This window comes from Streptomyces sp. DG2A-72, from assembly GCF_030499575.1.
Lineage (GTDB): Bacteria > Actinomycetota > Actinomycetes > Streptomycetales > Streptomycetaceae > Streptomyces.
Map to the genome: position 1 here is coordinate 6,001,490 of NZ_JASTLC010000001.1, position 26,042 is coordinate 6,027,531.

28 protein-coding genes and 1 pseudogene are annotated in these 26,042 nt (G+C 69.1%); 20 read left to right on the forward strand and 9 right to left on the reverse strand.

The genetic code is table 11. The features are described 5' to 3' along the window. Window positions 1-74 precede the first annotated feature (74 nt). The 3 genes and pseudogenes from QQY66_RS28640 to QQY66_RS28650 form a co-directional block, all read right to left on the reverse strand. The gene (locus QQY66_RS28640) at window positions 75-1,577 is read right to left on the reverse strand and encodes a PucR family transcriptional regulator (protein WP_301983145.1); all 1,503 of its coding nucleotides are present in this window, start codon (window positions 1,575-1,577) and stop codon (window positions 75-77) included. Between the two features lie 25 nt (window positions 1,578-1,602). Continuing rightward, window positions 1,603-2,276, reverse strand: a pseudogene (locus QQY66_RS28645) (IS5 family transposase); the annotation flags it as partial. Between the two features lie 126 nt (window positions 2,277-2,402). After that, the gene (locus tag QQY66_RS28650) at window positions 2,403-2,840 is read right to left on the reverse strand and encodes a hypothetical protein (protein ID WP_301983146.1); all 438 of its coding nucleotides are present in this window, start codon (window positions 2,838-2,840) and stop codon (window positions 2,403-2,405) included. Window positions 2,841-3,362: 522 nt separating this feature from the next. On the opposite strand from QQY66_RS28650, the gene hemL reads away from it, so the two are divergent. The 10 genes from hemL to QQY66_RS28700 all read left to right on the forward strand — a co-directional run bounded on the left by hemL (window position 3,363) and on the right by QQY66_RS28700 (window position 13,192). Then, the gene (gene hemL / locus QQY66_RS28655) at window positions 3,363-4,679 is read left to right on the forward strand and encodes a glutamate-1-semialdehyde 2,1-aminomutase (RefSeq protein WP_301983147.1); all 1,317 of its coding nucleotides are present in this window, start codon (window positions 3,363-3,365) and stop codon (window positions 4,677-4,679) included. Next, window positions 4,676-5,356: a histidine phosphatase family protein gene (locus tag QQY66_RS28660; protein ID WP_301983148.1), complete on the forward strand. Its 681-nt coding sequence runs from the start codon at window positions 4,676-4,678 to the stop codon at window positions 5,354-5,356. Before hemL ends, QQY66_RS28660 begins: the two co-directional genes overlap by 4 nt. A 208-nt stretch (window positions 5,357-5,564) precedes the next feature. After that, window positions 5,565-6,797, forward strand: a complete 1,233-nt coding sequence (locus QQY66_RS28665; RefSeq protein WP_301983149.1) for a hypothetical protein — start codon at window positions 5,565-5,567, stop codon at window positions 6,795-6,797. Window positions 6,798-6,863: 66 nt separating this feature from the next. After that, window positions 6,864-7,454 carry a TlpA disulfide reductase family protein gene (locus QQY66_RS28670; protein WP_301983150.1) on the forward strand — a complete coding sequence of 197 codons (591 nt, stop codon included), beginning with the start codon at window positions 6,864-6,866 and terminating at the stop codon, window positions 7,452-7,454. Between the two features lies 1 nt (window position 7,455). After that, window positions 7,456-8,226 (forward strand): cytochrome c biogenesis CcdA family protein, encoded by a 771-nt coding sequence (locus QQY66_RS28675; protein ID WP_301983151.1) that lies wholly within the window; start codon window positions 7,456-7,458, stop codon window positions 8,224-8,226. A 3-nt stretch (window positions 8,227-8,229) separates the two neighbouring features. Further along, window positions 8,230-10,092 carry a cytochrome c biogenesis protein ResB gene (locus QQY66_RS28680; RefSeq protein WP_301983152.1) on the forward strand — a complete coding sequence of 621 codons (1,863 nt, stop codon included), beginning with the start codon at window positions 8,230-8,232 and terminating at the stop codon, window positions 10,090-10,092. Next, window positions 10,089-11,186 (forward strand): c-type cytochrome biogenesis protein CcsB, encoded by a 1,098-nt coding sequence (gene ccsB / locus QQY66_RS28685; protein ID WP_301983153.1) that lies wholly within the window; start codon window positions 10,089-10,091, stop codon window positions 11,184-11,186. Before QQY66_RS28680 ends, ccsB begins: the two co-directional genes overlap by 4 nt. Window positions 11,187-11,262: 76 nt before the next feature. Beyond that, window positions 11,263-11,868 (forward strand): RNA polymerase sigma factor, encoded by a 606-nt coding sequence (locus tag QQY66_RS28690; protein ID WP_301983154.1) that lies wholly within the window; start codon window positions 11,263-11,265, stop codon window positions 11,866-11,868. Then, complete coding sequence (locus QQY66_RS28695) at window positions 11,865-12,752, forward strand: CU044_5270 family protein (protein ID WP_301983155.1); 888 nt, start codon at window positions 11,865-11,867, stop codon at window positions 12,750-12,752. The genes QQY66_RS28690 and QQY66_RS28695 overlap by 4 nt, the downstream gene beginning before the upstream one ends. A 38-nt stretch (window positions 12,753-12,790) precedes the next feature. Then, window positions 12,791-13,192 (forward strand): SRPBCC family protein, encoded by a 402-nt coding sequence (locus QQY66_RS28700; RefSeq protein ID WP_301983156.1) that lies wholly within the window; start codon window positions 12,791-12,793, stop codon window positions 13,190-13,192. Here QQY66_RS28700 and QQY66_RS28705 read toward each other — a convergent pair. Further along, entirely contained in the window at window positions 13,179-14,156 is a 978-nt protein-coding gene (locus tag QQY66_RS28705; RefSeq protein ID WP_301983157.1) for an isopenicillin N synthase family oxygenase, read from the reverse strand. The genes QQY66_RS28700 and QQY66_RS28705 overlap by 14 nt on opposite strands. Beyond that, on the reverse strand, window positions 14,137-14,586 hold the full coding sequence (locus QQY66_RS28710) for a nucleoside deaminase (RefSeq protein ID WP_301983158.1): 450 nt from the start codon (window positions 14,584-14,586) through the stop codon (window positions 14,137-14,139). Before QQY66_RS28710 ends, QQY66_RS28705 begins: the two co-directional genes overlap by 20 nt. A gap of 99 nt (window positions 14,587-14,685) precedes the next feature. On the opposite strand from QQY66_RS28710, the gene QQY66_RS28715 reads away from it, so the two are divergent. Beyond that, window positions 14,686-15,969, forward strand: coding sequence for a PucR family transcriptional regulator (locus QQY66_RS28715; protein WP_301983159.1), 1,284 nt, complete (start codon window positions 14,686-14,688; stop codon window positions 15,967-15,969). Window positions 15,970-15,979: 10 nt separating this feature from the next. Here QQY66_RS28715 and QQY66_RS28720 read toward each other — a convergent pair whose 3' ends face one another. Next, window positions 15,980-16,459: a GNAT family N-acetyltransferase gene (locus QQY66_RS28720; RefSeq protein WP_301983160.1), complete on the reverse strand. Its 480-nt coding sequence runs from the start codon at window positions 16,457-16,459 to the stop codon at window positions 15,980-15,982. A gap of 81 nt (window positions 16,460-16,540) precedes the next feature. Between QQY66_RS28720 and QQY66_RS28725 the strand changes: the two genes are divergently transcribed. Both QQY66_RS28725 and QQY66_RS28730 read left to right on the forward strand, forming a co-directional pair. Beyond that, window positions 16,541-16,885 (forward strand): hypothetical protein, encoded by a 345-nt coding sequence (locus tag QQY66_RS28725; protein WP_301983161.1) that lies wholly within the window; start codon window positions 16,541-16,543, stop codon window positions 16,883-16,885. Next, complete coding sequence (locus QQY66_RS28730) at window positions 16,876-17,025, forward strand: hypothetical protein (RefSeq protein ID WP_301983162.1); 150 nt, start codon at window positions 16,876-16,878, stop codon at window positions 17,023-17,025. The genes QQY66_RS28725 and QQY66_RS28730 overlap by 10 nt, the downstream gene beginning before the upstream one ends. On the opposite strand, the gene QQY66_RS28735 is transcribed toward QQY66_RS28730, so the two are convergent. Then, window positions 16,998-18,404 carry a cytosine permease gene (locus QQY66_RS28735; protein WP_301983163.1) on the reverse strand — a complete coding sequence of 469 codons (1,407 nt, stop codon included), beginning with the start codon at window positions 18,402-18,404 and terminating at the stop codon, window positions 16,998-17,000. The genes QQY66_RS28730 and QQY66_RS28735 overlap by 28 nt on opposite strands. A gap of 81 nt (window positions 18,405-18,485) precedes the next feature. Next, window positions 18,486-18,812, reverse strand: a complete 327-nt coding sequence (locus QQY66_RS28740) for a PLD nuclease N-terminal domain-containing protein (RefSeq protein ID WP_301983164.1) — start codon at window positions 18,810-18,812, stop codon at window positions 18,486-18,488. Window positions 18,813-18,898: 86 nt separating this feature from the next. Between QQY66_RS28740 and QQY66_RS28745 the strand changes: the two genes are divergently transcribed. Beyond that, entirely contained in the window at window positions 18,899-20,350 is a 1,452-nt protein-coding gene (locus tag QQY66_RS28745; protein ID WP_301983165.1) for a menaquinone biosynthesis decarboxylase, read from the forward strand. Beyond that, complete coding sequence (gene mqnP / locus QQY66_RS28750; RefSeq protein WP_301983166.1) at window positions 20,347-21,249, forward strand: menaquinone biosynthesis prenyltransferase MqnP; 903 nt, start codon at window positions 20,347-20,349, stop codon at window positions 21,247-21,249. Before QQY66_RS28745 ends, mqnP begins: the two co-directional genes overlap by 4 nt. A gap of 132 nt (window positions 21,250-21,381) precedes the next feature. Here mqnP and QQY66_RS28755 read toward each other — a convergent pair whose 3' ends face one another. Then, entirely contained in the window at window positions 21,382-21,921 is a 540-nt protein-coding gene (locus QQY66_RS28755; protein ID WP_301987530.1) for a rhomboid family intramembrane serine protease, read from the reverse strand. Between the two features lie 272 nt (window positions 21,922-22,193). Between QQY66_RS28755 and QQY66_RS28760 the strand changes: the two genes are divergently transcribed. The 5 genes from QQY66_RS28760 (at window position 22,194) to QQY66_RS28780 (ending at window position 25,958) form a co-directional block, all read left to right on the forward strand. Further along, window positions 22,194-22,877 (forward strand): UbiX family flavin prenyltransferase, encoded by a 684-nt coding sequence (locus QQY66_RS28760; protein WP_301983167.1) that lies wholly within the window; start codon window positions 22,194-22,196, stop codon window positions 22,875-22,877. A 128-nt stretch (window positions 22,878-23,005) separates the two neighbouring features. After that, window positions 23,006-23,461 carry an Lrp/AsnC family transcriptional regulator gene (locus QQY66_RS28765; protein ID WP_210581025.1) on the forward strand — a complete coding sequence of 152 codons (456 nt, stop codon included), beginning with the start codon at window positions 23,006-23,008 and terminating at the stop codon, window positions 23,459-23,461. A 41-nt stretch (window positions 23,462-23,502) separates the two neighbouring features. Beyond that, window positions 23,503-24,666: an aminofutalosine synthase MqnE gene (mqnE, locus tag QQY66_RS28770; protein WP_301983168.1), complete on the forward strand. Its 1,164-nt coding sequence runs from the start codon at window positions 23,503-23,505 to the stop codon at window positions 24,664-24,666. Between the two features lie 91 nt (window positions 24,667-24,757). Next, a complete protein-coding gene (locus tag QQY66_RS28775) occupies window positions 24,758-25,417 on the forward strand; it encodes a UdgX family uracil-DNA binding protein (protein WP_301983169.1) in 660 nt (219 codons plus the stop codon). Between the two features lie 16 nt (window positions 25,418-25,433). Beyond that, complete coding sequence (locus tag QQY66_RS28780) at window positions 25,434-25,958, forward strand: GNAT family N-acetyltransferase (protein ID WP_301983170.1); 525 nt, start codon at window positions 25,434-25,436, stop codon at window positions 25,956-25,958. The last annotated feature ends 84 nt before the right edge of the window (window positions 25,959-26,042 follow it).

The window sequence follows — 26,042 nt, forward strand, 5'->3', positions numbered from 1 at the left end:
CCGGGCGCCCAATGCGCGATGTGCGTAATCGCGTATTACGTTTGCGCCATCTGCGGACTGGCCGGGGTGGGCCTTCAGCGGTCCCGCACGGTGAACGCCATCCACAGCTCCGCGCGCAGTCCGGGGTCGGAGAACCGCCGGCCCAGCAGCGTCTCGGCACGCCCGAGGCGATAGGTGAGGGTCCGGCGGTGGATGCTGAGGGCGGCCGAGGCGGCTTCGGTGTTGCCGTTGTGCGCGAGATAGGTCCGTACCGTCTGGAGAAGATCGATGCGCCGGGCGTCCTCGGACTCCAGGGGTGCGAGGGTGGCGTACGCCCATCCCTCGGCCTTCGCCGGGCTCACATGCGCCAGCAGGCCCTCGTGGGCGACGTCCTTGGTCGCCAGCAGGCGGCCGGTCGCGGAGGCGGGCAGGGTGTCGGCGAGTGCCGCGATCTTGGGCCAGACATCGGCCAGCCCGTTCAGATCGGCGGGTTCGCTGATGACGCCGAGACTCCCGCTCGTCCGGCTGAGCACGGTCTGTACGACGCCTGCGTCCCCCTCGACGGCGGGCAGCACGACCACGACGCGTCCCTGGGCGTCCCCGGCCACCAGCGCCGAGACGATCTGCAGGCTGCGTTCGTCCTCCAGCGCCTCCAGCAGATCGACCCGCCGGGCCGGGGAGGTGGTGAGGGCGGCGATCCGCACCGGCGGTTCCGGCAGCGGGATGCCCAGTGCCTCCGCGGCCTCCTCGGCCGCCGCGACACGGCCCGACATAAGCATGGACAGCACCGTGGCCCGCTCCCGGCGCTCACTGTCCATCAGCTCCGCGGCCTGGGCCACACCGAGCGACAGCAGATCCACGGCGACGTCGACCACGCCCCGCTCGTGCCCGCGCAGCGGGGCGGCCCGGCCGACGGCCAGCACTCCCGCCGGGCGGGCGCCCTGGCCCACCGGCAGCAGGGTCACCCGGGTACCGCCGTGGTCGAACGCCGCCGCGTGCCAGGACCGGGCACGGGCCACCTCCAGCCGGACCCGCTCGGCATGGCGCCGGGCGTTCTCCGGCGCCCCGGCCAGCAGATGCCCCTCCCGGGACAGCAGCAGCACCCACGCGTCGAGTTGTCCTGCCAGCCGGGTGACCACGGACCTGTGCGGCGGCGGGGTCAGTGCCGCCCGGACCAGCCCGCGGTAGCCCTCCATGGCGGCGGTCTGCTCGGCACGCTCCTCGGTCATCAGCCCGTCGGCCACCCTCCGGACCACCGCGCTGAACGGTGTCGCCTGCGGCACCTCGGCCACACTCAGCCCGCACCGGGCCGCTTCGGTGAGCAGCGCCTGCGGCACCTCGGCATGCCGCAGCCCCACCCCGAACCCGACCGCGGGCACGCCCGCCCGCACCAGCCGGTCGACGTACTCCGGCCAGCGGCGACTGGTCCGCCCCAGGCTCAGCCCGGTCGTCAGCAGCAGGCTGTCCCGGTCCAGATACGGCGTCGGATCGACGAGATCACTGACATGCGCCCACCGCACGACCACGTCGGCGCTTCCGGTGCGCAGCTTCAGGCCGAGGTCCTGGTGAGCGAGCAGACCCGCCAGAGTGAGGGGCACGCGGCCAGGCTAAGGGCTCCTTTCGGAATGCTGGGTGCTTGCGGGCGAGGGTCATGCAGTGGGCGAGCTGGAGGAAGGCGTCGTGCATGTCGTCTCGGGCTTCCCCAGCGGGTCCGTAAGCGGCGGGGACCGTGGAGCCGGGCGACGGCGGACTCGGCGACCCACCGCACCCGGCCCAGGCCATGTGGCTGACCGCGCCTGGCGATCTTCGGGACGATGCCGCGCTCGCGCAACCGGCGGCGATACAGGTCGTGGTCGTACCCGCGATCGGCATACAACGCCCGGGGCTTGCGCCGGGGCCGGTCCCGCTTGCCCCGCACCGGCGGTACGCCGTCGACCAGAGGCAGGAGCTGCGTGACGTCGTTGCGCTGTCCGCCGGTCAGCGACACTCGCAGCGGGGTGCCGTGCGCATCGGTCAGTATGTGGTGTTCCGGGCCCGGCCGCGCACGGTCAACCGGACTCGGACCGGCTTTTGGGCTGCTTCGCCCCCGCTTGGCCTGCACATGCGAGGCATCGACGGTGACGCGGTCGAAGTCCAAGCGGTCCGCCGCCCGCAACCGGTCCAGCAGCACCCGCTGGAGTTGCTCCCCCACCCCGGCCTCCTGCCATTCAGCCAGCCGCCGCCAACAGGCAGGACCGGAACCGAAGCCCAACACCCTGCAGCGTCTTGCGGTCATCGATCCGCTTACGCCCCGGGTGCCACGGGTCACCCCCACAAAGACGGAACCACTTCCATCTCCACCGTGCCACAGGAAGATCATTCTGCAAGGACCCCTAAAAAAGGCGAGGCCCGAAGACCCCGCCCGAATCCCAAGAAACCCCAGGTCAGGGCCACACAAGGCAATACGGCTGATGCCCCGCCTCATGCAACCGATGGCTGAAGTCCTGCCACTCGTGCAGCAGTTGATACACATTGAACGCATCCCGGGGCCCACCCCGGTCCGGCACAGTCGACCAGATGAACGCAGCCGCGCCCACCGCTTCCTCGCCGATCCCCCGCAGCGGGTCCACGACGGTCATGGGGAGTTTGACGACGGCGTAGTCGGGGTGGAGGACGACCAGTTCCAGGGGTGGCACCTTGTACAGGGGGACGCCCTCGATGCCCGTGAGTACCATCGCGGCCATCGTCTCGGGCTTGATCTTGGTGAACATGCCGTTCATGCCGAGCTCGTCGCCGCCGAGTTCCTCGGGGCGCATCGAGATCGGGACGCGGGCCGCGGTCGCGCCGTCAGGTGCGCCGAAGTACTTGTACGTCACCCCCACCCGACCACCATTCCTGCTCCCCGCCCGCAGCCGCTCGACCCGCTGGTCGTGCCGCTCGGGCTCCTGTCCACCCTGTGCCTGACGTGACTCAGCCGCTTCCTCCGCCTCGCGCCGGTGCCTGCCCCCTCGGGCACGTCGAGGACCCAGGTCGTCAGTCCCCTCGCCCAGTCCGCCACCGCGATGCATATCTCCACCCGACTGCTTTTCTAGGACGCGTGGCCCCCGCCGCGCAACCCGATCATCGTGTCAGTGACCTCCCCCACGGCCGCCCGCCGAAACGTGCGTTGAAACACCTGTCCGCAGGATCTTCGCAGCCCCTGAACAAGCCTCGCCACAGCATGGCCGGTGAGGGCTCCCGTATGACATACGTACGGGACCCCCGTTTGAGCTGTGTGTATCAGGTCTCAGTTTCGCAGACGGGGAGACGGGTGGGGGACCACGTCCGGTTCCTCCGCCGCCTACCCTGAGGAGGTCACCAGGAGAAGCCCAGGAAATCGGAGAAGGTCGGAGAAGTCGCCGGACATGAGTGAACTGCCTTATTCATACGATGCGCCTGTCTCGCAGGCTCTGTTCGACCGTGCGGCCGCCGTCACGCCCGGCGGCGTCAACTCGCCGGTGCGCGCCTTCCGGGCGGTGGGCGGGACACCCCGGTTCATGGTGTCCGGCCACGGGCCCTATCTCACCGACGCCGACGGGCGCGACTACGTCGACCTGGTCTGTTCCTGGGGACCCATGATCCTCGGGCACTCCCACCCCGAGGTCATCGCCGCCGTCCAGGACGCCGTCTCCCGCGGTACGTCCTTCGGCACGCCCGGCGAGGGCGAGGTCGCGCTCGCCGAGGAGATGGTCGCCCGGATCGAGCCGCTTGAGCAGGTGCGGCTCGTCTCCAGCGGTACCGAGGCCACCATGTCCGCTATCCGGCTCGCCCGCGGGTTCACCCGGCGCACCAAGGTGATCAAGTTCGCCGGGTGTTACCACGGTCACGTCGACTCGCTCCTCGCCGCCGCGGGCAGTGGCGTGGCCACCTTCGCCCTGCCCGACACCCCCGGCGTCACCGGTGCCCAGGCCGGCGACACCATCGTGCTGCCGTACAACGACCTCGAAGCCGTACAGGAGGCCTTCCACCGGCACCCCGGCGAGATCGCCTGCGTGATCACCGAGGCCTCGCCCGGGAACATGGGGGTGGTGCCTCCGGGGCCCGGGTTCAACCAGGGGCTGAAGGACGCCTGCCGGGAGAACGGCGCCCTCTACATCTCCGACGAGGTCATGACCGGCTTCAGGACCAGCAGGGCCGGCTGGTACGGCATCGACGGCGTCCGGCCCGACCTGATGACCTTCGGCAAGGTCATGGGCGGGGGCTTTCCCGCCGCCGCCTTCGGGGGACGGGAGGACGTCATGGCGCACCTCGCGCCCGCCGGTCCCGTCTACCAGGCCGGCACCCTCTCCGGGAACCCGGTCGCCACCGCCGCCGGCCTCGCCCAGCTGCGCCTCCTCGACGACGCCGCGTACGACACCGTCAACGCCGTCTCGACGCAGATCCAGGCCCTGGTCACCGAGGCGCTCACCAAGGAAGGCGTCGCGCACCGGCTGCAGACCGCCTCCAACATGTTCTCCGTCTTCTTCACGGACCGGGCGGTGCGTGACTACGAGGACGCCAGGAAGCAGGAGTCCTTCCGCTTCACCGCGTTCTTCCACGCGATGCTGGCGAACGGCGTCTATCTGCCGCCGTCGTCCTTCGAGTCCTGGTTCGTGTCCACGGCCCACGACGAGCGTGCCGTGCAGCGGATCGCCGACGCCCTCCCGGTGGCGGCCCGAGCGGCGGCGGAGGCCCAGGCATGAGCAACCCCGACATCACCGTCGTACACGTCATGCGGCACGGCGAGGTCGCCAACCCGGGCGGCGTGCTGTACGGGCGGCTGCCCGGGTACCACCTGTCGGAGCTGGGGCGGCGGATGGCCGACCGGGTCGCCGAGCACCTCGCGCCGCGCGACATCACGTACGTCTGCTCCTCCCCGCTGGAGCGCGCGCAGGAGACGGCCACGCCGATCGCCAAGGCGCACGGCCTGGATCTCGCGACCGACGAGCGGCTCATCGAGGCCGACAACGTCTTCCAGGGCAAGACCTTCGGTGTGGGCGACGGGGCGCTGCGGCGGCCCGAGAACTGGAAGCACCTCGTCAACCCGTTCAAGCCGTCCTGGGGTGAGCCCTACGTCGACCAGGTCGTACGGATGATGGGGGCGCTGGACGCCGCGAAGGACGCTGCGCGGGGGCATGAGGCGGTGCTGGTCAGTCATCAGCTGCCGATCTGGATCGTGCGGTCGTATGTCGAGCGGCGGCGGTTGTGGCACGACCCGCGCAAGCGGCAGTGCACGCTCGCGTCCCTGACGTCCTTCACGTATCAGGGGAACCGGATCGTGTCCGTGGGGTACTCCGAGCCGGCGCGGGATCTTGTGCCGGCGCATCTCCTTGCAGGGGCTAAGCCGGTCAAGGGGAAGGACAAGGCGTTCGGCGCGTAGCGCTTCGCTGTGATTGTGCGGCTTTTCAGGTAGTTCTTCGGCTGCCTCGCCGGTGGGGGTTGTTCGCGCAGTTCCCCGCGCCCCTTAAAGGCCTTTTGTTGCGCCGTTGTTGCATTTGTTCCGGAATGCTTGCGAACTTCCGGAACCTCCTCGTTCCTCGTGTCCTCTGACTGGGTGACCACCAGAGCACGTGATGATCGGGGATGTAATGCGCAATCTCACCCGAAGGGGAGCGATCGGTCTTGGGGCCGGTGCCGCTGCTGCTGCCGGGCTGGCCGGCTGTGGCACCTTCACCCCGTCAGAGGGGTCGTCGGGGGTCGGGGGTTCCGGAAAGAGGCCTTCCGTCAAGCCGAAGGCCACCGCCCGCCCGATCGGTGACGGGTCGACCTCGTTCACCGGGAAGCAGCCCCACCAGCCGTCGAAGCCCGTGCCGCTGGAGCCCGGTCAGGCGCCGCCGCAGTTCGTCATCTTCTCGTGGGACGGGGCAGGTGAGGTCGGCAACGGGCTCTTTCCGCGCTTCCTGGAACTCGCCAAACAGCACGACGCGCACATGACCTTCTTCCTCTCCGGGCTGTATCTGCTGCCCGAGAGCAAGAAGCGGCTGTACGACCCCCCGAACAACCCGCGTGGCGCCTCCGACATCGGCTACCTCACCGACGAGCACGTCAAGGCGACGCTGACGAACGTCCGGCAGGCCTGGCTCGACGGGCACGAGATAGGCACCCACTTCAACGGGCACTTCTGCGCCGGCACGGGCAGTGTCGGCAACTGGACGCCGCAGCAGTGGAAGAGCGAGATCCAGCAGGCGAAGGCCTTCGTGAAGGAGTGGCGGACCAACACCGGGTGGACCGACATGCCCGCCCTGCCCTTCGACTACGAGAAGGAACTCGTCGGCGGCCGCACGCCCTGCCTGCTCGGCCAGGACAACCTGCTGCCCGTCGCCCGTGAACTCGGCTGGCGCTACGACGCCTCCTCGCCCGGCGGCCGTCAGGTCTGGCCCACCAAGAAGAACGGCATATGGGATCTGCCGCTTCAGCAGATACCTTTCCCCGGACGTTCGTTCGAGGTCCTGTCCATGGACTACAACATGCTCGCCAACCAGTCGCTCAACACGACCAAGGCGCCGTCCTACAACTACCCGGGCTGGCGGAAGCAGTCGTCGGAGGCGTACATAGCGGGATTCCAGCGGGCATACGAGACAAATCGTGCACCTTTCTTCATCGGCAACCACTTCGAGCAGTGGAACGGCGGCATCTACATGGACGCCGTGGAAGCCGCGCTGAAGCACATCGCGCGCGAGAAGGAGAAGGGCGAGGACATCCGCCTCGTCTCCTTCCGGCAGTTCGTGGACTGGATGGACGTACAGAAGCCGGCGGTGCTCGACAAGCTGCGCACCCTCGACGTCGGGCAGGCGCCCGCGGCGGGGTGGAAGCAGCTCTGAAATGGGAGTTTCCGCCCGGAAGGGGGGTGCGCAAGATCCTCGGAACGGACATGCGAAACTTTTCACATGAGTGCCGCCAGCCGCGCCCCCCTGACCCTCGCCGGTGCCGTCGTAGCCGCGTTGCTGCTGTCCGCCTGCACCTCCGGAGGGACCTCGGGTGGAGGCGGTAACACCAACTTCGTCATGGGCGAGGACGGCATCGCGACCGTCAAGCAGGGCGAGCGGGTCGCCGCCCCCGACCTGTCCGGCGACACCATCGACGGCAAGCAGCTCGACGTCGCCTCGTACAAGGGCAAGGTCGTCGTGCTGAACGTCTGGGGCTCCTGGTGCGCCCCGTGCCGTGCCGAGGCACCCGGGTTCGAGAAGGTCTACAAGGACCTCAAGGGCCAGGGCGTGCAATTCGTCGGCATCAACACCCGTGACACCAGCACCAAGAACGCCGTCGCCTTCGAGAAGCAGCAGGGCGTCACCTATCCCAGCCTGTACGACCCCACCGGCAAGCTGATGCTCCGCTTCAAGAAGGGCACGCTCAACCCGCAGGCGATCCCCTCCACGCTCGTCCTCGACCGGGACGGCAAGATCGCCGCCCGCTCGCTCGCCGCACTCAGCGAGGACAAGCTGCGCACGATGCTCACCCCGGTCCTCGCGGAGAAGTGACGTGACCGGAGTGTCCACGCTGGCCGCCACCGGCTACAACGGCACCGTGCTCAACGGCGCCCTGCTGGTGGCCCTGCCGATCGCGCTGCTCGGCGGCCTTGTCTCCTTCTTCTCGCCGTGCGTCCTGCCGCTCGTCCCCGGCTATCTGTCCTACGTCACCGGAGTCGCCGGCACCGATCTGGCCGAGGCCCGGCGCGGGCGGATGGTCGCGGGCGCTTCGCTGTTCGTGCTGGGCTTCACCGCCGTGTTCGTCTCCAGCGGCGCGCTGTTCGGATACTTCGGCTCCAACCTCCAGGAACAGCACGGTGTGCTGAACAAGGTGCTCGGCGTGCTCATGATCGCCATGGGTGTCTTCTTCATGGGCCTGATGCCCTGGCTCACCCAACGCGAGTTCCGCTTCCACAAGCGACCGGTCACCGGGCTCGTCGGGGCCCCCTTCCTCGGCGCGCTGTTCGGCATCGGATGGACGCCCTGCATCGGCCCCACCCTCGCCTCGGTGATCGCGCTCTCCTCCCAGCAGGGCAGCGCGGGCCGCGGGGCGCTGCTGACCGTCGCGTACTGCCTGGGCCTCGGCGTGCCGTTCGTCCTCGCGGCGATCGCCTTCCGTAAGGCGCTCGGCGCCTTCGGCTGGGTCAAGCGCCACTATGTCTGGGTGATGCGGATCGGCGGCACCATGATGATCGCGACCGGGCTGCTGCTGCTGACCGGCACCTGGGACAGTCTCGTGTCGGAGATGCAGAACTGGTCCAACGGCTTCACTGTGGGGATCTGATCGATGAGCAAGACGACCGCCTCCGACGCGACTTCGGCCGCCGCCGAGGACCAGGACCAGGACCTGGGCGCCGCCGGCTCCCAGCTCTCCACCGCCCCCAAGGAGGAGCTGCCGGGCCTGCCCTCCATGGGCGTCGTCGGCTGGGCCCGCTGGTTCTGGCGTCAGCTCACCTCCATGCGGGTCGCCCTGCTGCTGCTCCTGCTGCTGGCGATCGGTGCGATCCCCGGCTCGCTGATCCCGCAGTCCGGAACCGACGCCACCAAGGTCGCCGACTTCCGCGACAAGCACGACATCCTCGCGCCGGTCTACGACAAGCTCGGCCTCTTCCACGTCTACAGCTCGGTGTGGTTCTCCGCGATCTACATCCTGCTGTTCGTCTCCCTCATCGGCTGCATCGTGCCCCGCACCTGGCAGTTCGTCGGTCAGCTGCGCAGCCGTCCGCCGGGCGCGCCCAGGCGGCTGACCCGGCTGCCCGCGTACACGACCTGGCGCACCGAGGCGGAGCCGGAGCAGGTCCGCGAGGCCGCGCTGACCCTGCTGAAGAAGCGGCACTTCCGCGCCCATCTCTCCGGTGACGCCGTCGCCGCCGAGAAGGGCTATCTGCGTGAGGTCGGAAACCTCGCCTTCCATATCGCGCTGATCGTGATGCTGGTCGCCTTCGCCGTCGGCCAGCTGTTCAAGATGGAGGGCAACAAGTTGGTCCTCGAGGGCGACGGCTTCTCCAACACCCTCACCCAGTACGACGACTTCAAGTCCGGCACCCTCTTCGACACCGACGACCTGGCGCCGTTCAGCTTCATCCTGAACGACTTCACCGGCACGTACGAGACCTCCGGCCCCAACAAGGGCACTCCGCGCACCTACAAGGCCGCCATCACCTACGCCGAGGGCGCCTACGGCAAGGACAAGAAGACCGTCGTCCAGGTCAACAAGCCCCTGGAGATCGGCGACTCGAAGGTCTACCTCACCGCCCACGGCTACGCCCCCCTCATCACCGTCCGGGACGGCAAGGGCAACGTCGTCTACAGCGACGCCGTGCCGCTGCTGCCGCTCGACTCCAACTCCACCTCCTCCGGCGTGATCAAGGTCTACGACGGCTACAAGAACGCCAAGGGCGTCAGTGAACAGCTCGGCTTCAAGGCCTTCTTCCTGCCGAGCTATGTGAAGGGCAACGAGATCTCCTCCGCCTTCCCGGCGCTGCTGAACCCGATCCTGAACCTGGAGCCCTACCACGGCGACCTCGGCGTCGACTCGGGCATCCCGCAGAGCGTGTACCAGCTCGACAAGTCGCATATGAAGGACTTCAAGGACTCCAAGGGCCAGCAGTTGAGGGAGAACCTCAAGCCCGGCGAGACCATGAAGCTCCCGGGCGGCGCCGGCACGGTCACCTACGAGGGCACCAAGGAGTGGGCGAACTTCCAGGTCACCCAGCAGCCCGCCAGCGGCTGGGCGCTCGGCGGTGCCATCACCGCGATCTTCGGCCTCGCCGCCTCCCTGTTCATCCAGCGCCGCCGGGTGTGGGTGCGGGCTACGCGCAGCGCCGATGGGGTGACGGTCGTTGAAATGGCCGGCCTCGGCCGAAGCGAGTCCGCCAAGGTGCCCGAGGAACTCGGTGAACTCGCGGGGATTCTTTACGACCGGACTCCCGGGGCCCCCGACCGGGATACCGGCACGGACACGGCGCAGGACGGCGTATCCGCCCCCGCCGTGCCGCCCACGACCGACGAGCCTGCCCCCGACAAGCCGGACTCCGCCACCGCGCAGCGCGCCGCCAAGTCACCGGTCGCCGACCCCGCTGCGGAGCCGAGCACCGAGCACATCAACCCCGATACCCAAGCCGTACCTGCCGAAGGGCTGGAGACGTGACTCTCGCCGCCGCAACCGATCTCGCCGCCGCGACCAACGAAAATCTCGCGAGCCTCAGCAACACGCTGATCTACTCGGCGATGGCCGTCTACACGCTGGCCTTCTTCGCCTACATCGCCGAGTGGCTTCTCGGCAGCCGCAGCAAGGTCGGCCGAACAGCCGCCGCGCTGACCGCGCAGAAGACCGCGGCGAAAGCGCCGGCCGTCACGGTGCAGACGGCGGGCGGGGCCGCCGTACTGGAGCGGCCGAAGGTCGTCGTGCGGGCCGCGGCGGGTGCGCGGGATGTGCCCGACGGGCCGGGGGCCCACGGCGGGGACGAGCAGGGGGACCTCTACGGGCGTATCGCCATCTCCCTCACCGTCCTCGCGTTTCTGATCGAGTTCGGTGGTGTGCTCGCTCGGGCCCTGTCGGTGCAGCGGGCGCCGTGGGGCAACATGTACGAGTTCAACATCACCTTCTCGACGGTCGCCGTCGCTGTGTACCTCACACTGCTCGCGCTGAAGAAGAACATCCGCTGGCTCGGACTCTTCCTGATCACCACGGTCCTCCTCGATCTCGGCCTCGCCGTCACTGTCTTGTACACCGCCAGCGACCAGTTGGTTCCCGCCCTTCACTCGTACTGGCTGTACATCCACGTCTCGACGGCGATCTTCTGCGGCGCGGTCTTCTACGTCGGTGCGGTCTCCACGATCCTGTACCTCTTCAAGGACTCGTACGAGAACAAGCTCGCCACCGGCGGCACGCCCGGCCGCTTCGCGAACTCCGTCCTCGACCGGCTGCCCGCGTCGGCCTCCCTCGACAAGTTCTCGTACCGCGTCAACGCGGCCGTCTTCCCGCTCTGGACGTTCACGATCATCGCGGGCGCGATCTGGGCGGGCGACGCGTGGGGCCGCTACTGGGGCTGGGACCCCAAGGAGACCTGGTCCTTCATCACCTGGGTCGCCTACGCCTGCTATCTGCACGCCCGCGCCACGGCCGGCTGGAAGGGCCGCAAGGCCGCCTACCTGGCCCTGCTCGCCTTCGGCTGCTGGCTGTTCAACTACTACGGCGTCAACATCTTCGTGTCGGGCAAGCACTCGTACGCGGGTGTGTAAGTCCCTTGCGGTGAAGGCCGGTTCCTGTGACGTGAGTCACGGAACCGGCCTTTGCCGTACGGACAGATAAAGAGGCGTGGATACGAATCTGCGCACACGCATCCGCGCGGGGGACCACAACGCCTTCGGTGACCTCTTCGACGCGTACGCACGCTCCGTCTACAGCCATGCCTTCCGGCTCACGGGGGAGTGGAGCACGGCCGAGGACGTCGTCTCGCTGACCTTCCTGGACGCGTGGCGGCTGCGTGAGCGGCTCGACGAGGAGGGCGGCTCGCTGCGGCCGTGGCTGCTCGGCATCGCCACCAACGTCACCCGCAACACCCGCCGCACCGCCCGACGACACGCGGCGGCCGTCGCCCGTCTGCCGCCCGCCGAGGACGTACGGGACTTCGCCGACGACGTCGCGGGCCGGCTGGACGACTCGGCGCAACTGGCCGTCGTACGGACCGCGTTGGCGAAGCTGCGGCGGGCCGAGCGTGAAGTGCTGGCGCTGTGCGTGTGGTCGGGGCTGGGCTACGAGGCGGCGGCCGAGGCGCTAGGGGTGCCCGTCGGGACCGTACGATCGCGGCTTTCGCGGGCGCGGACGAAACTCGCGAAATATATGGAACCGCCTCACCCGCACGGACAGATGAGAGGTGACCGCACCACCGCGGCCGGGCCCATCAGGGAGGGAAACCGATGAACCAGCTTCCCGAACTTCCGGAGAGGGATCTTCCACCGGGCCGTCACCGACTCCTCAAGGAGCATCTGATGACCGAGATCCGGCGCGAGGACCAGGCCGCCCGCACGCGTGCCAGGTGGCTGCTGCCCGCGCTGGGGGCCGGTGCCGTGGCAACCGTCGCGGCCGTAGCCTTCACCGTCCCCTTCGGATCTTCGTCGGCGCCGGCCGTGTCCAAGGAGGCCGTGGCCGTGCTGGAGGGCGCGGCGCGAGGAGCCGAGAGCGGGGTGCCGTACGGCAGGATCCGCGACGACCAGTTCGTCTACATCAAGAGCCGGGTCGCCTACATGCGCCAGGTGAACGGCGGTCCCGAAAAGCTCGATCCCGTCCACACCAGGGAGATCTGGAACTCGGTGAACGGCAGCACGAGCGGGCTCCTGGAGGAGGACATCGACAACAACCAGCACGTGGTGCTGGAGGGCTGGCAGGACATGACCTACCGCGACCTTGCCGAACTGCCCACCGACCCGGACGAGATGTACGACTGGCTGTGCGCGACGAGCGCCAAGAAGGTCGACGCCGAGCACCCGGACCAGGACGAGGAGGCCTTCGTCCTCTTCGGCGACCTGGTCCAGGAGTCGCTGATGCCGCCGGACGTGAGCGCGGCGCTCTACCGGGCCGCCGCCCGGATTCCGGGCGTCGAGGTGGTCCGGGGCGTCAAGGACGCGGTGGGCCGTGAAGGGGTCGCGATCACCCGGCAGAGCGGCCGGGTGCAGGTGCAGATGATCTTCGACGAGAAGACCTCCGTCTTCCTCGGCGAGCGGGAACTCGACGACGACGGCAAGGTCCGCGGCATCAGCGCGATCCTTGACCGGGCCATCGTGGACAAGGCAGGTCAGCGCCCTTAAGGCGTGCAGAACGCCCCGCCAGGAGTCACGCTGGTGTCATGACCGGTTCCATCGAGCAGGGCGCCAGCCGGATCCACGGGAGCACGCACATACTCCACTTCCTGGTGCGGCTCCCGAGGCCCATGGAGACGGTCTGGCCCGCCCTGGCCACCGCGGAAGGCCTGGCCGCCTGGTTCACTCCGGCCGATGTCCTCGAACCCCGTCTCGGCGGCGCGGTCACCCTGCGTGACGTCGGCTCCGGGAGAGTCACCGCCTGGGACGTGGAGCGGATCGCCGAGTACACGGTGGAGGGCGGTGGCCGGCTCAGGTTCCATCTCGAGCGCGCCGGCGACGAGGGCAGCACGCTCCGCTTCACCCATGAGTTCCGGGGCGAGCAGGAGTCGGAGGAGCGGTGGCGGGCGCGGTTCGAGCGGCTGATCGAGAACCTCAGTCGACGGTGATCGAGTCCAGCTTCTCCCGCAGATACACATGCGAGTCGACCGGCTCGTACGCCACCCGCCCCACCGGTGCCGGTACGGACTCCACGAGGGTGCCCGGGGTGCACTCGCCGAAGTAGACGAGGGACATCAGCTCCTCGGTGGGTGCGTCGGCGGGGGGTGGGAGGACGCGGTGGCGGCCGGAGCGCCAGCGGTCGCCGGTCCAACGGGCCATCAGGTCACCGATGTTGATGGTGAAGGCCTCCGCGTCGTACGGCGCGTCCTCCCAGCCGCCCTCGTCCGTGTAGACCTGCAGGCCGCCCTTGCCGGCCTGCCGGTCGAGGATCGTGACCGTCCCGAAGTCGGTGTGCGGGCCGATGCGGAACTGGCCCGGCTCGGGTGCGCCGATCACCTCGGTGCCCGGGTACCAGTTGATGTTGAAGCCGTATGTCGGATGGTCCATGTGCCGGGAGAAGAAGTCGGATTCGAGCCCGAGGGCCTCACCGAGGAGGGACAGGAGTGTCTTCTCCAGGTCGGCCATCCGCGCCAGATACTCCTCGCAGAGCCGCTGAAGCTCCGGCACCTGAGCGGGCCAGACGTTCGGCGCGTACCACTCCGCGTTGGTCTCCGGGTCCTCGAAGGGCTCGTGCGTGGCGAAGGTCAGCGACTCCTTCAGGTCCGGCGGGGTCTCGGTCCCCTCCGAGTACCCGTTGGCCTCCGCCCCCGGCCCGAGCCAGCCACGCCCGCCGACCTTCGCGGCGTAGGCCTGCTTGACCTCGACGGGCAGCGCGAAGAACGCCTTCGCGGCCTCGCGGATCCGGGAGCGCAGCGAAGGGTCCACACCGTGCCCGGTGACGAGCAGGAACCCGGCGGTCTGCAGCGCCTCGTCGACGGTACGGGCGATCCGCGCGCGGACCTCCGGGTCGCCGTCGAACCAGGGCTTCAGGTCGATCGTGGGGATACGGGGGTCAGTCACCGATGTCCTCATTCCACAGGGCCGGATTGTTCTTGATGAAGTCGCGCATCATCCCGACGCACTCGGGATCGTCCAGGAGCACGATCCCGACACCGTGCTCGGCGAGCCAGTCGTGACCGCCGTGGAAGGTGGCCGCCTCGCCGATCACCACCCGCGAGATGCCGAACTGCCGGACCAGTCCCGAGCAGTACCAGCACGGCGAGAGCGTCGTCACCATCGTCGTCCCGCGATACGACCGCTGCCGTCCCGCAGCACGGAACGCGGCCGTCTCCGCATGCATGGACGGGTCGCCGTCCTGGACCCGCCGGTTGTGGCCGCGGCCGAGGAGCGCGCCGTCGGCGCCGTAGAGCGCGGCGCCGATCGGGATGCCGCCCTCGGCGAGCCCGGCGCGGGCCTCCTCGATCGCGGTGGTGAGCCAGGTGCGTGCCTGTGCCTGATCCATACGTCCACTCTGCTGGCGCGGAAACACCGGGGCAACGTGCGGAAAGTACTCTCCGGGCAGCCCGTAGCCGGACGGAATGTCAGCGCCCTGGAGGTTCCTGTGCCCGCACTCACCCTCCGTGAAGTCCTGGCCCTCGACCCGGTGCGCGCGGCCGAGCCCGAGCTGCTGGCCGGCGCGGGCGCACTGGACCGCCCGGTGCGCTGGGTGCACTCGAGTGAGGTCTACGAGGGTGCGAACTTCCTCGACGGCGGCGAACTGCTGCTGACCAACGGCTTCGGACTCACGGACGCGGACGAGGAGGTCCGCCGGCGGTATGTGCGCGAACTGGCGGCCCGGGGCGCGACCGGGCTGGCGGTGGAGGTGGGCCGCTCGCTGCCGAGCATGCCCGCCGAGGTGATCGACGAGGCGGGCCGGGTGGGGCTGCCGCTGCTGGCCCTGCACCGGGTCGTGCCCTTCGTACGGATCACGGAGGCCGCGAACCGGGCGATCGTCGCGCGAGGTCTGTCCGGCCGGCATTCCGTCGTACGGCCCTGGGGCGACGACCACGCCGCCGCGCTGCTGGCCGACCTCGCCGACCGGGCGGCGCTGAACCAGCCGGAGGTGGAGGCGAGAGCCGCCCTCGCGGGATTCCACCCCGGCCCGGAAGCACGCCTGATCGGCGTCTCCCTGCACGGCACACGCGAGGTGGGCGCCGTGGACCGGGCGGCACGGCTGCTGGGCGGGGCGGGGCTGCGGGCCGCCTTCCCCGCGGACGTACTGGCTCTCCTGGCGCTTCCCGCACAGTCCCGCCAGGGCAGCGCGCGGGACCCGGTGCGGGCGGTCCAGGAAGCCTTCCGTACGGCGGCCGACCCCGGCCTGACGGTGGCGGTCGGCCACGCGGTCGGCCCTTCCGTCGCCGCCGGGAGCGGCTGGCTGCGCTGGAGCGACACGCTGCGGGCGGCCCGTACGACACTGGAACTCGCGCTGACGGTGCCGCCCCCGGAACCCGGGGCACCGGACGGTCCCCTCGTCACCTCCTCCCGCGCCCTCGCCCTGGAACGGGAGTTGACGAGGGGCGGCGTGGACGCCAACCGGGAACGGCTCACGGGCATGGTCCAGCACGCACTCGGCCCCCTGCTCGCCTGGGAAGCGGCCCACCCGAGCGACCTCGTCCGCACCCTGGAGGTCCACCTGCGGCACGGCTGCTCACCGACCCGGACGGCAGCGCTGCTGCACATCGGCCGACAGTCGCTGTACCAGCGGCTGGAGCGGATCGAGTCCCTGCTGGGCCTGGAGATCGACGACCCGGATCTGCTGGGGGAGTTGCTCGCGGCGGCCTGCGCGCATCGGGTGGTACGGGGGATGGGGGCGGCTGTCGGGGGTGGGCTGCGGACCGTGGCCTGAGATCTGGCGGTCAGGGGCGGGTGTGCATCAGACGGGGGGAGTTCTCGAAGCCGCTGCGGGCGTAGGCGGGGATCGCTCGGGGGCTGGAGTGCACGGTGACCCTTTCGAGGCCGAGCGTGCGGGCGCGGTTCAGCACCGCGTCGAGAAGCCGGGCACCCAGGCCGCTGTTCCGCTCCTCCGGTACGACGTACACGCATTGCAGATCGCCCGAGGCCCGGTTGAGTGCGCCCGGGGTCGGCACGCGGGGGAGGACGGCCAGCCAGGCCATGCCGATGACCGTGTGCTCGCGGACCAGAACGGTGCACGTGTGCGAGGCGGCGTTCTCGCGGGCCCAGGTGGTGAAGTGCCGTATGAAATCGGCGCGTTGGGTGTCGGCCACCGGGTCGTCTGGGTGCTCGTTCTCACGGATCCACTGCCATCGGAGCTCGGCGACGGCTTCCAGGTCCTGAAGGCCGGCCGGGCGGATCGTGATGTTGCTGCTCCTCTGCATGTGCGCATTGTGCTTGGATCTGCCCGAACGCTTGCGCCCTTTCCCCCGTCTCAGTACCAACCGAAAGGGACGGAGGGGGACATGAAGCACCGTACGTGGATCGCGGCCGCCATCGGTACTGCCGCCGTGACACTGGCCGTCGGCCTGTGGATCGACACGCTGGGCACCGGCCACACCGACGGCGGTCTACGGGCCGACCCCCGCACGAGCGTCTCCGCCCCGGCCGAGGACATGTGCGTCGGCACCCTCCCGAGCCCCACGGGGAGCGGGGACCCGGCTCGCGACACCCCGCTGTTCAGGACCCTTGCCCGTATCGACGAGCTGGGCGCGGACGCCTACTCCGACGTCTACACCGGCCTCTCCGTCGACCAGGACGACAACGCCGCCGACGTCTGGCCCATCCCCCCGCCGACGCCATGCGTGTAGTCGGCGTGGACGAGCGGGGATACGTCGACGTCGGCGTCGACGACCCCCGCAAGGCCGAGCCCATCCTCAAGGAGGAGTTCGGGCCCCGGCACATCAAGGTGACGTACGTGGGTCAGACCGAAGAGGCGGACGTCGGCTGATCCTTCCGCCGCAGCGCCCAGTACAGCCCCGCGCTCACCACGAACCCGACCAGGCATGTCACGTCCCCGAAGGACGGCCAGCGCTCAGGCACCCAGCCGACGAACTTCTCCTGGTTGGAGAACAGCGGCACGGACACCACTATGCCGGTCAACAGGGCGGCGACACCGGGCCAGTTGGCGAAGGTCCGGTCGCCGAGCCGTGTCGCCAGTTCCTCGACCGGCGTCCGCGCCCGGAGCCACCGCTCCACCAGGACCACCCCCAGCCACGGGCCCACCCAGTACGCGATCACCAGCAGGAACGCCTCGTACGCGTGCCCCGCGTCCGCGAGCGACGCCCACGCCGCCGCCGTACCCGCGAGACCGCACAGCACGACGATCGCGCTGCGCCCGAGCCACGCGGGCAGCTTCAGGCCGAGAGAGGTGATCGACATGGCGGAGGAGTAGACGTTCAGGGCGTTCGCGGAGACCGCGCCGAGGATGATGGCGAGCAGCACCAAGTCGCTGAGCCAGCCCGGGAGATGGCCTGTGAAGGCGGCCGTAGGGCTGGCGCCCTCGGGGGCGACGATCGTCGCCGATGCCGCGCCGATCACCGACACCACCGCGATGGAGACGAAGAGGCCGACGGCCGGGTACAGGGCCGTCCGGAGGCGGTTCGCCGTGCGCGGGAGATAGCGGGAGTAGTCGGAGGCGCCCGGGTTCCAGCCCGCCGCGTAGCCCCAGGCCGCGCTGAAGGCGAGCAGGAAGCCGCCGATGCCGCCGCCCGTGCCGAGGGCGGCGAGGTTCGCCTCCTTGAAGGTCCACACCCCGGCCAGCAGGAAGATCACCGCGAGGGCCGGGAACGCGTACTTCTCGAAGGCGTGGACGAAGTTGTGGCCGATGAAGCCGATCACGATCTCGGCGGCCACCACCAGCAGGAGGGAGGGGAGCGGACGTAGACCGGTCAGGGTGTTGAGCGCGAAGGCGGCGCTCACACTGTTCACGGCGAACCAGCCGACCCCGGCGACCAGCGCATTCACCCCGGAGGGCAGCAGATTCCCCTTGTACCCGAAGGAGAGGCGCCCGATCGCCATCTGCGGGACCCCGAACCGCGGGCCGTCCAGGGACAGGATCCCGTGCGACAGCGCCCCGAGCGCCGTGCCCAGCAGCAGCGCCGCGGTCGCCTGCCAGAAGGTCAGCCCGAAGAAGAGGACCGAGATCACGCCGATGTAGACGGTCGCGAACTCGATGTTCGGAGACGCCCACGTCCACAGCAACTGCAGTGGACCGCCGTGCCGTTCGGCGTCGGGGATGGGTTCCGAGCCCGCCGTCTCGACGGCGATGACCTTGTCACCGTACTCGGGGGCGATCGTGCCGGAGGAGTCGGCGGGAGCTGTCGTCATGCGAGACAAGTGTCCGGCCCGCGTGCACTACGGCCCAGGGGCGCATTGCCCGCTTCGGAGGGCTCGGCGGCGTACAGCTTGTCAGTCGTCCTTGGGGTCGTCGCCGCGCTTCTTGTCCTCCTCCTCGTCCTTGAGGGACTTGAGGAAGTCGGGGTTGTCGTCGGGAGCGACGAATTTCGTACGGCTGCCCGGGGAGAAAGGGGTGATGCCGCTCGCCGGGGTCTTGCGGACCTTGCCCGCCACGAACCAGGCGACCGGGCCGACCAGCACCTGGCCGAAGAGCAGGATGATGAACACCCACGCCACCTTCGGCAGCCTCTTCACCTCGTCCTCCGGGGTGTTCAGGCAGTCGATGAAGGCGTAGATCCACAGGGCGAGGACCAGCAGGAGGGGCAGATACCTGAGCATGAAGGCGGTGAACCCCCAGAAGACGGCGAGGGGCTTGGACGGCCCCGGTGACGGGGCCAGGGTAGCCCTTGGCCGATACTGGACACATGGCTTACGACGATCTTCGCTCCCTGCTCAGGGCGCTGGAGCGCGAGGGTGAACTCAAGCGCATCAAGGCCGAGGTCGACCCGTATCTGGAGGTCGGGGAGATCGTCGACCGGGTCCAGAAGGCGGGTGGCCCGGCGCTGCTCTTCGAGAGCGTGCGCGGCTCCAGCATGCCGCTCGCCATGAACGTCTTCGGGACCGACCGGCGCCTGCTGAAGGCGCTGGGCCTGAAGTCGTACGGCGAGATCTCCGAGAAGATCGGCGGCCTGCTCCGCCCCGAGCTGCCGCACGGCTTCGTCGGTGTACGCGAGGCCTTCGGGAAACTCGGCGCGATGACGCACGTACCGCCGAAGAAGGTGAAGGACGCACCCGTCCAGGAAGTCACGCTGTACGGCGACGAGGTCGACCTCGACGACCTGCCCGCGCTGTTCACCTGGCCCCAGGACGGCGGCTCCTTCTTCAACCTGGGCCTCACCCACACCAAGGACCCCGAGTCCGGCATCCGCAACCTCGGCCTGTACCGCCTCCAGCGCCACGACAAGCGCACCATCGGCATGCACTGGCAGATCCACAAGGACAGCCGGAACCACTACCAGGTCGCCGCCCGGCGCGGTGAGCGGCTGCCGGTCGCCATCGCCTTCGGGTGTCCGCCCGCCGTGACCTACGCCTCGACCGCGCCGCTCCCCGGTGACATCGACGAGTACCTGTTCGCCGGGTTCATCGCGGGCAGGCGGATCGAGATGGTCGACTGCAAGACCGTGCCGCTGCAGGTTCCGGCGCAGGCGGAGGTCGTCCTGGAGGGCTGGCTGGAGCCCGGCGAGATGCTGCCCGAAGGGCCCTTTGGCGATCACACCGGCTTCTACACCCCGCAGGAGCCCTTCCCGGCCCTGAAGATCGACTGCGTGACGATGCGGAAGCGGCCGCTCCTGCAGTCGATCGTCGTAGGCCGCCCCCCGACGGAGGACGGACCGCTTGGCCGTGCAACGGAGCGCTTCTTCCTCCCGCTGCTGAAGGTCATCGTCCCGGACATCGTGGACTACCACCTGCCGGAAGCGGGGGGCTTCCACAACTGTGCGATCGTCTCGATCGACAAGAAGTACCCCAAGCACGCCCAAAAGGTGATGCACGCTGTATGGGGTGCGCACATGATGTCCCTCACCAAGCTGATCGTCGTGGTCGACGCCGACTGTGACGTCCACGATCTGCACGAGGTCGCCTGGCGGGCCCTCGGCAACACGGACTACGCCCGCGACCTCTCGGTCGTGGAGGGTCCGGTCGACCATCTCGACCACGCCTCCTATCAGCAGTTCTGGGGCGGCAAGGCGGGTATCGACGCGACGAAGAAGTGGCCCGAGGAGGGCTATACGCGGGACGGCGGGTGGCCCGAGATGGTGCTGTCCGACCCGGAGACGGCGGCGAAGGTCGACCGCCGGTGGAAGGAGTACGGCCTTTGAGTTCCGCATCCGCCGCGATCCCGCAGCCGGGACGCACCAAGGCGTTCCTGCGTCTGGTGATGATCGAGCACTCGGTCTTCGCACTTCCCTTCGCCTATATCGCCGCGCTCACCGCGATGTTCCAGTGGGACCGGAACATCCACTGGGGCCGGCTGCTCCTGGTGACGATCTGCATGGTCGGGCTGCGCACCTTCGCGATGGCCGTGAACCGGATCATCGACCGTGAGATCGACGCCCGTAATCCCCGGACGGCGCAGCGTGAGCTGGTCACCGGTGCGATGTCGGTGAAGCATGCCTGGACCGGTGCGTTGATCGCCGTGGTGATCTTTCTCGGCTCGGCGGCGCTGCTCAATCCGCTGTGTCTGGCCCTCGCGCCCGTCGCGGTGATCCCGATGGTGGTCTATCCCTATGGCAAGCGGTTCACGAACTTTCCGCAGGCCATTCTTGGTCTCGCCCAGGCGATGGGGCCGGTCGGCGGGTGGCTGGCGATCACCGGTGAGTGGTCCTGGGACGCGGTGATCCTGGGGCTTGCCGTCGGTATCTGGATCGGTGGGTTCGATCTGATCTACGCCTGCCAGGATGTCGAGACCGATCGTGAGATCGGGGTGATGTCGGTTCCGGCTCGCTTCGGGATTCCGGCGGCGGTGCAGGGGGCGCGGGTGTGCCATGCCGTGACCACGGTCTTGTTCGTCTGGTATGCGGTGGTGACGGACGCCGGCTTCTTCTTCTGGTTCGGTCTGCTGATTGTCGCGAGCGCGTTCATTTACGAGCACTCGATTGTGCGGCCGCATGATCTGTCGCGGCTGAACAGGGCGTTCTTCAGTGTCAACGGGTTCATCGGGATCGCGTTGTTCGTGTGTGCGCTGCTGGATCTGATGGTGCGGGGGCTCACGGTCTGAGGGGCGGTCCGTTGTTGGTCGTCTGCGGCTGCGTCGTGGCTGGTCGCGCCCACGCGGCGGAGCCGCAAATTGACACAGCCCCGCGCCCCTGGCGGGGCGCTGCGGAACCGTGGGTGACTTTGCCGGCGCCGCTCAGACGCCGCGCGCGGGTATCGCGGGGCGGCGGAACAGGTAGGCCGCCACTACTCCCGACACCAGGCCGATCAAGTGGCCCTGCCAGCTGACGCTGGTCTGGGTGGGGGCCAGGCCGGCCAGGATGGAGCCGCCCCAGACGGCGGCTATCAGGAGGCCGACGAGGATGCCGAGTGGGCGGCGCTCCACGAAGCCGGTCACCAGGAGGAAGCCGAAGAGGCCGAAGATCAGGCCGGAGGCGCCCGCGGTGTTGCTGTGCGCCGGGGATATGAGCCATACGCCCAGTCCGTCCGCGACGATGATCACCGCGCAGACGAGGGCGAACCGGCGCAGGCCGCCGAGGGCCGCGAGGAAGCCGAGGACCAGCAGGGGCACGCTGTTGGCGGCGACATGGGCGAAGCCGAAGTGCAGGAAGGCGGCGGGCACGATGTCGATCAGCTCGGACGGTTCGCGCGGGGTGATGCCGAGGCCGTCCAGCGCATGGCCGCTGATCACGTCGACCACTTCCAGCAGCCACAACAGGGCCACCCAGCCCAGCATCAGCTTGGCCGCGGTCTTCGCCCGGTCACCACGCGTCAACGCGAGGCCCGCACCGGATCCGGCACCTGGACCCCAGCGCCGACCTTTGCCGGGCCGCCAACCCAAGCCCCCGTCCGGCCGCCGACCCGCGCCCGCACCCATTCCCACCATGGCATCCCCCAGCCAGCCGCGTCACCAACCTGTCCGGTCAGCACACCTAGCCCGTCACTCATAGCAACGGCCCGCACCCCTCGGCCGGTTCCCGGCTCGCGAAGCCGGATAGGCTCGGTGTCGTGAACCGAGTCAAGCCAGGAGAGACGGCGCGTACGCCTTGGATCGTAGGGGTGTCCGGCGCCTCCGGCACCCCGTATGCCGCCGCCGTGCTGCGCGCGCTGCTGGCCGCGGGCGAGAGCGTCGACCTGGTCGTCAGCCGCGCCTCCCGGCTCACCCTGCTCGATGAGACCGGCATCCCCTTCCGGGACGCCCACTGGCAGGACGACCTGCGGGAATGGCTGGCGCGAGGGGCCGACGGCAAGCCGGAGGCCTTCGGCGTGGACATCGCCGGCGTACGGCACTGGAGCGCCGGGGACCTGGCCGCGGGGCCGTCCTCGGGGTCGTACCCCGCCAAGGGCATGCTGATCGTCCCCGCCTCCACCGCCTGCGTCGCGGGCGTCGCGCTCGGGCTGTCGAAGGACCTGCTCCAGCGCGCGGCGAGCGTGACCCTCAAGGAGGGCCGGAGGCTCGTCGTCGCCGTACGCGAGGCACCGCTCAACGGGCAGACCCTGCGCCACCTGGTGACACTGGACGACGCCGGCGCGACCGTCGTACCCACCTCGCCCGCGTTCTACCAGGGGGCCACGCACATCCAGGACCTGGTGGACTTCGTGGCCGGCCGGATCCTGGACGCGGCCGGCGTCCAGCACGACCTCTACCGCCGCTGGAAGGGCGAACTCGGCGGAGGGTCCGGCCCGACCTGAACCACCGAGCCACTGAGTCATTTGGCAGCCACTTGGCAGTCACTTGGCAACACCCGAAAACTTGTCATCTCCATATCTCTGATCGTCATATCTCCAATCGTCGGAATCAGCGGAAGGCTTCGAATCGCATGGACGCGGTGGACAGGCAGCTCATCCAGGCCCTGAGAGAGAACGGCCGGGCCTCGTACGCGGAGCTGGGGCGCCTCGTCGGCCTGTCGGGACCCAGCGTCACCGACCGCATCAACCGGCTGGAGGCGGCCGGCGTCATCACCGGCTACCGCGCCACCGTCGACGCCGCCTCACTCGGCCTCGGCGTCACCGCCCTGATCGGCATCTCACTCTCCGACGCCACCGACCACGAGGACGTGGCCCGGCGACTGAGGGATCTCTCCGAGATCGAGGACTGCTGGTTCATCGCCGGCGAGGACTCCTACATGCTCAAGGTGCGCGCCGCCGACGTGGACGGCCTGGAGAAGATCATCCGCCGGCTCAGCGGCACCAAGGGCGTCTCCCGGACCCGTACCACGATCGTGCTCTCCACGAAGTGGGAGAACCGGGTCGGAGAACTGCCCGAAGAGGCGTAGGCGTACGGTTTACGGAGTCTGTCTCAGAAAGGTGTGACCCCATGGACGTCGGGCTCAAGCGCGAGCTGGAGCAGAAGGTCAGGGCCGGTGAGCGGCTGACCCGTGAGGACGGCATCGCGCTGTACGAGTCGGACGACCTGGCCTGGCTGGGCGGGCTGGCGCACGAGGTGCGGACGCGCAAGAACGGCGATGTCGTGCACTTCAACGTCAACCGGCATCTCAACATGACCAACGTCTGTACGGCCTCCTGCGCCTACTGCTCGTTCCAGCGCAAGCCGGGCGAGAAGGACGCGTACACGATGCGCATCGAGGAGGCCGTGAAGCTCGCCAAGGCGATGGAGGGCGAGAACCTCACCGAGCTGCACATCGTCAACGGACTGCATCCCAATCTTCCGTGGCGGTACTACCCCCGTTCCCTGCGCGAGCTGAAGGCGGCCCTGCCGGACGTGTCGCTCAAGGCGTTCACGGCGACGGAGATCCACCACTTCGAGACGATCTCCGGGCTGAGCGCGTCCGAGATCCTCGACGAGCTGATCGACGCCGGGCTGGAGTCCCTCACCGGCGGCGGCGCGGAGATCTTCGACTGGGAGGTGCGGCAGCACATCGTGGACCACCGCACCCACTGGGAGGACTGGTCCCGCATCCACCGGCTGGCGCACGAGAAGGGTCTGAAGACCCCGTGCACCATGCTGTACGGCCACATCGAGGAGCCGCGGCACCGCGTCGACCACGTTCTCCGGCTCCGTGAGCTCCAGGACGAGACGAACGGCTTCCAGGTCTTCATCCCGCTGCGCTACCAGCACGACTTCGTCGACATGAAGGACGGCAAGGTACGCAACCGCCTCCAGGCGCGCACCCAGATGGCGACGGGTGCGGAGGCTCTGAAGACCTTCGCTGTCTCCCGTCTCCTCTTCGACAACGTCCCGCACGTCAAGGTTTTCTGGGTCATGCACGGCGTTCAGACCGCGCAGCTGGCCCTCCAGCACGGCGCCGACGACATGGACGGGTCGGTGGTCGAGTACAAGATCACGCATGACGCGGACGACTTCGGTACGCCGAACAAGCTCACCCGTGAGGATCTGCTGGATCTGATCCGGGATGCGGGGTTCCGGCCGGTGGAGCGGAACACGCGGTACGAGATCATTCGGGAGTACGAGGGGCCGGATCCGTTGCGCAGGGAGTCGCCGCAGCCGATGCGGGTGTGATTTTTGGGGCCTCAGGTTGTGGCTCGGCTGCGGGTGAGTGGGGGCTTGTCGCGCAGTTCCCCGCGCCCCTTGGGTGGGTACTCGGGCCGGCATGGTTAGTACTGAGGCGCCTGAGGACGCCTATACCGCTGAACCCTTTCTTCCCGACCGTGGCGGTCTCTCCTCCCTCCGTCGCGCCGCTGCCGAGTGCAGGGGTTGCCCCCTGCACCGGGACGCCACCCAGACCGTCTTCGGTGCCGGGAACCCGGACGCTCGCGTCATGCTCGTCGGCGAGCAGCCCGGCGATCAGGAGGACCGTCAGGGCAAACCCTTCGTCGGGCCGGCCGGGCGCCTCCTGGACCGTGCGCTGGAGGAGGCCGGCATAGATCCGGCGGACGCCTATGTCACCAATGCCGTCAAGCACTTCAAGTTCACGCAGGCCGAGCCTCGTAAGCGCCGTATCCACAAGGCGCCGACCCTGCGTGAGATGACGGCGTGCGGGCCGTGGCTCGCGGCCGAGCTGGCGGTCGTGGAGCCGGAGTTGATCATTGTGCTCGGTGCCACCGCGGGCAAGGCGCTGCTCGGGTCGTCGTTCCGGGTGACGCAGGTGCGCGGGACGGTCCTGGAGGAGGAGATCCATGGACGTCAGGAGCGGCTGGTGCCGACCGTGCACCCGTCGTCGGTGCTGCGGGCACAGGACGACAAGGACCGGAGGGCGGCGTACGAGGGGCTGGTCTCGGATCTGAAGGTGGCGGCGCGAGCACTGTCGTAATGGTTACGATGCTGCCGTGTCCCTTACTTTCACCCTGGACCCCGCCGTCGATCCCACCCTCCGCGACGGCATCCTCGACCTGTGGACCGACGTCTCCAACGCGGGCGGTTCCGTCGGCTTCGTGCCCCCGGTGACGCGGGAGGCGATACGCCCGGAGCTGGTGAAGCACTTCGCGGCGATGGCGGAGGGCCGCACCCGGCTGCTCGTCGGGCACGACGAGTCCGGGCAGGTCGCGGCGACCGCCTTCCTCACGTTCAACACGCACCGGCTGATGACGCACTGGCTGTGGCTGTACACGGTGATGGTGCACCCGCGGCACCAGGGCCGGGGCTACGGCCGTGACCTGCTGTCCGCCGCCGAGGACGCGGCCCGCGGCTTCGACGGCATCGAGGCGATCCGGCTCACCTGCCGGGGCGGCAACGGCCTGGAGCGGTTCTACGGCTCCTGCGGCTACAAGGAGGTCGGCCGGGTCCCCGGCGCGATCCGTGTCGCTCCCGGAGACGACCGGGACGACGTCCACATGCTGCTGACGCTGAGCTGACCCTCGTGAGGAGCGGGGCGGCTGTCACAGACCGGGCTGCCGTCCGGTCTTAAGGGATGACTGAACGCTCTTCAAGAGGAGAAC